This is a genomic window from Microvirga aerophila, assembly GCF_003332305.1.
Taxonomy (GTDB): domain Bacteria; phylum Pseudomonadota; class Alphaproteobacteria; order Rhizobiales; family Beijerinckiaceae; genus Microvirga; species Microvirga aerophila.
The window spans coordinates 24,804-30,860 of record NZ_QOIO01000059.1 but is presented as its reverse complement, the minus strand read 5'-3'; the positions used below and the strand labels follow the sequence as shown (position 1 = coordinate 30,860).

Sequence of the window (6,057 nt, the reverse complement as noted above, 5' to 3'; positions counted from 1 at the left end):
ACTGAGCAAAAACAGATCACCCATTCGGAGCCTCCTCGACAGGAGGCTCTGAATCACACCTCAATCTAAATTAATAGGTCCTGAGTCTAGGCTGCTGATGTAGCTTTAGCTGTCGGAAACATCAGAGCGAGTTCGTGGCGCTGCCGGGTGAGCGGGGTTCCAGGATAGTCGCGCCACTTCACCCGATAAACATCGGCAATCGCATTGAGCACGACGGCCTCATACCAAGCCTCCATGTTTATCCCTCACGAGAACTATGCTTCCAGGTTTGATCTCTTCCCAATTGGTTGGGGTGCTCGGGATTGGATCAGACGAAACATCGATCAACACGGGCAAGGTCGAACGGGGATGAATGCGCACGACCTTGTCCTCAACAGAGTTATCATCTGTATTGCGGACGCGGTTGTCCAAGTCGGGCGCAATGGCCCTGAGCACCCGGTTAAGACGTTCGCGGGCAACAAAAGGAACACCCGCGCCGCCGTCACGGGTGTAAAAGCCACGGAGGAGTTGTGATGCGACGAGCTGCTGGCCTGCCTCGTCGCTGATACGCAGGATCGTGTAGCCCATGGGCTTGGCCGCCTGCTCGGCTTCATCGGCATCTTCCGCTGTAAACCATGAGGCTCGTTGGCGGCCCTCCGAGGTGCGCCCGAAAACAACGAGAACGGGGTGGGATTTGGTGGTGCAATCGGAGATGGAAGTCATCACTTGTCTCCTAAAATGCAAAGGGAGCCCGGAGGCCCTTGATGTGAGGTTCAGCATAGGGTGCTGGCCAATGAGGTGGTACGCGGTACAAGCTTCGCTGTGGCGTATACTCAAGCTAATGGCTCGGCTTTACTTGCCTGACTTGGATGAGCAACGAGCGAGCGAAGCAGCATCACACTGTGTGATATGTTATGACTTGTCAAAAAAGTTCAGCGGTATTGCTTGGCTGCAGTGAAGCTTTGCAATACGCGAGATCGGGACTTGCTTTGGCATTTGACAGGCCCGCGCGGTGCCAGCTTCGTGCTCCCGGCAAAGCCCAAAGCCCGAGCTGCGTTAGGGTCCGTGCGAGGCCCGATCCCTTGACACATCGCGGACCTTCTACTCGCCGGTATGGAGCAGATCACGCGATCTATTCAGCACCACCCCGTTCCAAGACCAAGCTGCGCCAAGCGATTCTCCTCCTGTTCCAATCAGAGATCTCGATATCAACAGTGCCTTCTCAGCACCCTTTATCGTTCTCTGGAGAACATACAGACTACTTCACCAATAACGTTCGACTCTCAAGGCCTATGAGTGGATCTATCTGCGGCAGCGCCATGGAGGCAAGCGACTGCGGGCCAATCGCACCTGGGCGGCGTTCGCGAGTCGTGGTGTGGCTAAGGCCATCGACATGATGGTCCAGAACCGCCACGTGGACGACGGCTTTTCGCGACTCGCCGAGATCAACAAGGACCTGAGCTTCGAGGCCATCGTACGGGACTTCCCGCAGCTGTTTACTAAAGGCGCACGTGAGGCGGCGAGCACCGGCCTGACCAAGAATTAGGTCAGTCGGATTTGCGGCGATTGACTGGCCTAACGGACGACTAAAGCAATCTGGTCGCCCATCTTTTTGAGATCAAGCTCGTTATTTGTCGAGCGTTGACCCAGCCCTGGCTCTATTGGCGGCGATGCTCCTGAGGCGCGCGGTGGTACCCATACCCATCCGCCCTATGGTTGCGGTGAGACCGCACTCCGTCGAGCAGAGGCGACGTCACCTAGAAGCCGCGCCGGATAACAGAGCAAACAACATTCCGACGAGAAACAAGTAGAAGCCTACCGAGTACAGAACCACCATGATAGGGCTGTGCGCATGTCGTGCGCTCTTCGCAAAATTGCTCCAACCCTTGGCTGGAAGCATGTACTGGAGCCACAGCAGAATTCGCCTTGGCCAGACAAGATAGTTGTACGGGCTCGGAAAGGTATAGCCGTCGAGATGATCGATGCTTGCTCATTCACTCCCCCCTGTGATCCTGAACGAATCCACCAACTGCAGCCCGAACTTGATGCCGTTCGCTCGAACTGATCAGATCGCGCCAATTCAACACAACTCAGAACGCAGCGGAATGCCCCACTATTTTGACGCGGCCACATTATCGGCCTCGGCTTGCAGGTAGGCTGCTTTGGCCGCTTCCGCCTGAGCCTTCATGTGCTGTCGCGTTGCATCGACCTGCGCGCGAAGCTGACGCAGCTCGGCTAGTCCCTGATTCATCAGGTCCTGAATGCGCCTGCGTTCAGCGAGAACCTCCTGCTCGACCTTGGCGATGTCCTGCGGGTCGATGGCCCGGGTCGGGTCGAACACGAACTTGTTCTCGATGGCTTGCCGCCAATCGAGCATCCGTTGCTGATTCTTTGGTCCAAATCCGGGAACCCGCTGCAGCGCGGCTCGCTTGACATCCGCGGCGGTCTCGATGCCAAACGATTCGAGCGTTTGCTTTCGCCCGCTGCCGATGCCGGGAATTCTGGCTTTATCGATTCCAAAAGCGTCGAGAAAGCGGTTCAGCTGGATCGCCCGCTGATTGTTGCGCAACTCCTCCAGCTTGCGGTGCCGGACATTCGGGATGTTGTTCCATTCCCGCCGTAGACCTTCCAGCTGCCTTTTCTTCGCATCAAAGGCGTCCGGACCAGCCCGCTTCAGCCAGTCCGCCTCCACCTGTTTCCATTTTTCCTGCGCTGCGTCCCGGGTAGCACGGAAGCCGTCGATGTCCTTCGATTTATTCATCATCGCGCGAATGCCGAAGAACGCCCCGATGCCCGCAAGGAAGACAAAGACGCCGCCGCCGTTGAGCCCAATCAGGATCAGGCCGATAGCCACCACGGCGGCAGCGGCGGTACCTTTCCAGTACGATCCCGACAAAGCTTTCGCGGCTTCCGACGGAGTAACAGCACCCGACCCGAGCTCGGGCGCAGGATCTGGATGCGGGACTGCTTCAATCTGACGCCATAGCGTTTCGATGTCGAAGATCATGCCGCCGGACGTCTGAACGATCACCGGAAACAGCGGCACTCCCGTGGCACCTTCCATGCGACACCATGGGCAAGAAACGCCCTTGTGGTGCCAGTGAGCTGGATTCGCACTACACTGTTTCAGTTCCTTTTCCAGTGCACCCAGCGCAGCGACCCACTCCCGAGCCGTCGGCCGCCCGCCCGTGATCGCCTCCCGCGAAAAGGCACGCTCGAACATGGCTTGCAGCGTCCCACCGACGATAGTCAGCGGCGGTGTCCCCGGCGGGGGGCTCATCTGCATCTGGGCGTGGCGGGCGCCATACGGAAACCGCACCTCCTCAATGGCCCTGGCAATCGGCATGTAATTACCCAGGCCCTTGCGTGAGCTGGATTTCGCTGATTCCATGCTCCCATGGGCCGCACTGATCTTGAGCGTCTGAGCAAGGAAGAGCTGATCGAGTTGGTGCTGCGGCTGCAGCGCCCGCCCAAGACCTCACGCACGTCCTCAAAGCCGCCCTCGACGGATCGCAAGCAGCAGCGTGAGCGCTCCAAACCGGGCGGAGCCAAGCCGGGCCACGACGGCCACAGCCGGATCCTCAGCGCCATGCCGGATGAGGTGGTCGAGCACCGCCCTGACCGGTGCTCCTGCTGCTCAGCCGTTCTGATGGCCGATCTGCCGGGCGAGACGATCAGCATCCACGAGCAGATTGATCTCCCGGAGGTGGCGCCCCGCGTCACCCAGCATCGACGCCTGGCGGTGCGCTGCCGAGCCTGCGGAACGCGGGTGGTCGCGCCCGTGCCGGACGCCGCAACGGGGACGCCGTTCGGGCCGCGTGTCCATGCCGTGGCGACCTATCTCAAGACCTTCCAGACCCTGTCCTACGCGCGACTGCAAAGCGCGTTCGCGGACCTTTTTGGTCTCACGGTCAGCCAGGGCAGCCTCATGAACATGTTGCGCCGAGCGCAGGGCGCCTTCGTGGCCGAGCGTGACAAGGCCGTCACGGCGTTGCGCGAGGCCCGGGTTATCGCTTGCGATGAGACCGGCGTCCGAATCGAAGGCTGCAACGCCTACCATTGGGTATTTCGCTGTTCGGAGGCGATCGTCCATCACGCCTCGCCGACCCGGTGCCCGTCCATCGCGATCCAGACCATGATGGACGGGCACCGACCCGACGTCTGGTGCTCCCGACCGCTATAGCGCGCAACAGGGCCATGCAGATGCCCACCAGACCTGCCTGGCTTATCTCGCCCGGGACGTTGCCTATGCCGATGAGGTCAGCGCGGATGTCCTGCCCTCCCGCCTCAAGCTGTGGCTGCACCGGGCCTTCGTCCTGGCGGAGGGCGTCAGAACCCTCGCCGCCTCGACCATCGCCCGCAAGCGCCGACTCTGGAGCGAAGTCTGGACGATATCCTGGCCGCGCCGACATCCTGCGATCTGGCCCGCGACCTTCAGAGCAAAGTCCGGCGCGCCCGCGATCAGCTTCTGACCTTCGCCCACTGGCCCGGCATGGTTGACGCGACGAACAACGCCTGCGAACGCGCGCTCAGACCCGCCGTCATTCAGCGCAAGGTGACCAACGGCTATCGGGCCATGTGGGCTGCCATCGGGCCATGTGGGCTGCCAAGGGAGAAGCGGACATACGCACGGTCGTCGACACGGCTCGTCTCAGCCCGGGGACCAACGCGTTCAAGACAATCCTCCAGGCCGTGTCCGCCTGAACCTCAGTTCGAAATGGGGCGTGGGTAATTACTTTGAGGCCGCACACATGTCAGCCCTGACCACGCGCTGCACCAACCCGAAGATTCTTCTTGCGTCACCAGGGGCGTCTACACATGCTCCCAAACACACGCTAACGCAGTACGTAGCAAGAACGTGGCCTGTAAACTGACCGAACGTGCCCTCACAATGGCTGAATGCAGCTTTGTTTGAGGAAAATAGGCCGAGACGCAGTCACTCTCGGCCCAGCTACACGCCATTGTAACTAATCGGTAGAACTTCCGACAATCATGCCAAGGCGACATTGCGTCATTTTTGACCGCGTACCTTCTCGATTTCCGCGCGCATTTCGTTGATAAGGGCTTCGCCGAACTCTTTCGAATGTTTGTCGGTAACAGGCTTTAGTTTCTCACGAATCTCCGCGATCGCACCCGGTGAAACCTCAGTCACTGTCATCCCCTTAGATTTGAGGCTCGCTAATGCCTTCTCGTTCGCGTCTCTGGATACCTTCCGAGCCTCTGACTGCACTTCCGTTGAGGCAGCTAATAGAAGCTTGCGCTCGTCATCGGAGAGCTGATCCCAAATCTTTTTGCTGAAAAGCAAGATAAGGGGTTGATAAACGTGGTTGGTAGTAGAGACGTATTTCTGAACCTCTTCGAATTTGCTGGCTTCGATTGAGGCAAAGGTGTTCTCTTGGCCATCAACTGTCCTAGTCTCCAGGGCGGTATAGAGCTCCGGGAACGGCATCGGCACCGCATTCGCCCCGAGGGTGTTGAACATCTCAATATGGATCGGTAACTGCAGCACACGGACCTTCAATCCCTGGATGTCGCCTGCCTTTGCGACCGGGCGCCTGCTGTTGGTTAGATTTCTGAAACCGTGGTCCCAGTACACGAGTCCGACGAGTCCTTTTTCCGGCAGCTTGTCGAGAAGCTTTTTCCCGATCGCGCCGTCTAATACAGCATCCGCTTCCTTGTAGTCGCTAAACAAATAGGGAAGGTCAAAGATACCGAAATCTTTGATGTGTCCTGTGAGCAGACCGGTTGCGACGAGGGTCATTTCAATCGTGCCGCCCTGAAGAGCGGATATTACGGCAGCATCCCCACCTAAGGTACCATCTCCGAAGACGCGGATTTTGATTTTGCCTTCACTTCTTCTGTCTACGGCCTCTGCGAATTTCTGCAGCGCGAGACCTTGAGGATGATCCTTGGCTTGAACGAACCCCACTTTGAGGGAGCGCTCCTTGATATCAGCAGCGTAGCCGCCGCTTCCCAATACAAGCAAGCTCGATGCAACGAAGCACACTACCGTCGCGTTAAACGACTTCCTCATGTTTCCTCTCCTGTAGACGCAAGTTAATTTGTTGAAGGTTTGAC

5 protein-coding genes and 1 pseudogene are annotated in these 6,057 nt (G+C 58.5%); 2 read left to right on the top strand and 4 right to left on the bottom strand.

The window, feature by feature from the left end:
* Window positions 1-86 precede the first annotated feature (86 nt).
* Together DRB19_RS30220 and DRB19_RS24210 are read right to left on the bottom strand one after the other, a co-directional pair.
* The gene (locus DRB19_RS30220; protein WP_162815839.1) at window positions 87-236 is read right to left on the bottom strand and encodes a hypothetical protein; all 150 of its coding nucleotides are present in this window, start codon (window positions 234-236) and stop codon (window positions 87-89) included.
* Window positions 220-702 carry a hypothetical protein gene (locus DRB19_RS24210; RefSeq protein ID WP_114188584.1) on the bottom strand — a complete coding sequence of 161 codons (483 nt, stop codon included), beginning with the start codon at window positions 700-702 and terminating at the stop codon, window positions 220-222. The genes DRB19_RS30220 and DRB19_RS24210 overlap by 17 nt, the downstream gene beginning before the upstream one ends.
* Window positions 703-1,354: 652 nt before the next feature.
* On the opposite strand from DRB19_RS24210, the gene DRB19_RS30215 reads away from it, so the two are divergent.
* Entirely contained in the window at window positions 1,355-1,525 is a 171-nt protein-coding gene (locus DRB19_RS30215) for a hypothetical protein (protein ID WP_162815838.1), read from the top strand.
* Between the two features lie 567 nt (window positions 1,526-2,092).
* On the opposite strand, the gene DRB19_RS24205 is transcribed toward DRB19_RS30215, so the two are convergent.
* The gene (locus tag DRB19_RS24205; RefSeq protein WP_162815837.1) at window positions 2,093-3,370 is read right to left on the bottom strand and encodes a hypothetical protein; all 1,278 of its coding nucleotides are present in this window, start codon (window positions 3,368-3,370) and stop codon (window positions 2,093-2,095) included.
* A 6-nt stretch (window positions 3,371-3,376) separates the two neighbouring features.
* Between DRB19_RS24205 and tnpC the strand changes: the two are divergent.
* Window positions 3,377-4,683 (top strand): annotated as a pseudogene (gene tnpC, locus DRB19_RS24200) (IS66 family transposase).
* A 307-nt stretch (window positions 4,684-4,990) separates the two neighbouring features.
* On the opposite strand, the gene DRB19_RS24195 reads toward tnpC, so the two are convergent.
* The gene (locus tag DRB19_RS24195; RefSeq protein WP_114188582.1) at window positions 4,991-6,013 is read right to left on the bottom strand and encodes a TRAP transporter substrate-binding protein; all 1,023 of its coding nucleotides are present in this window, start codon (window positions 6,011-6,013) and stop codon (window positions 4,991-4,993) included.
* Between the last annotated feature and the right edge of the window lie 44 nt (window positions 6,014-6,057).

What these genes read in the sequence shown, in the direction of transcription:
- DRB19_RS30220 (WP_162815839.1), bottom strand. Translation starts at nt 236, where the DNA reads ATGGAGGCTTGGTATGAGGCCGTCGTGCTCAATGCGATTGCCGATGTT.
- DRB19_RS24210 (WP_114188584.1), bottom strand. Translation starts at nt 702, where the DNA reads ATGACTTCCATCTCCGATTGCACCACCAAATCCCACCCCGTTCTCGTT.
- DRB19_RS24205 (WP_162815837.1), bottom strand. Translation starts at nt 3,370, where the DNA reads ATGGAATCAGCGAAATCCAGCTCACGCAAGGGCCTGGGTAATTACATG.
- DRB19_RS24195 (WP_114188582.1), bottom strand. Translation starts at nt 6,013, where the DNA reads ATGAGGAAGTCGTTTAACGCGACGGTAGTGTGCTTCGTTGCATCGAGC.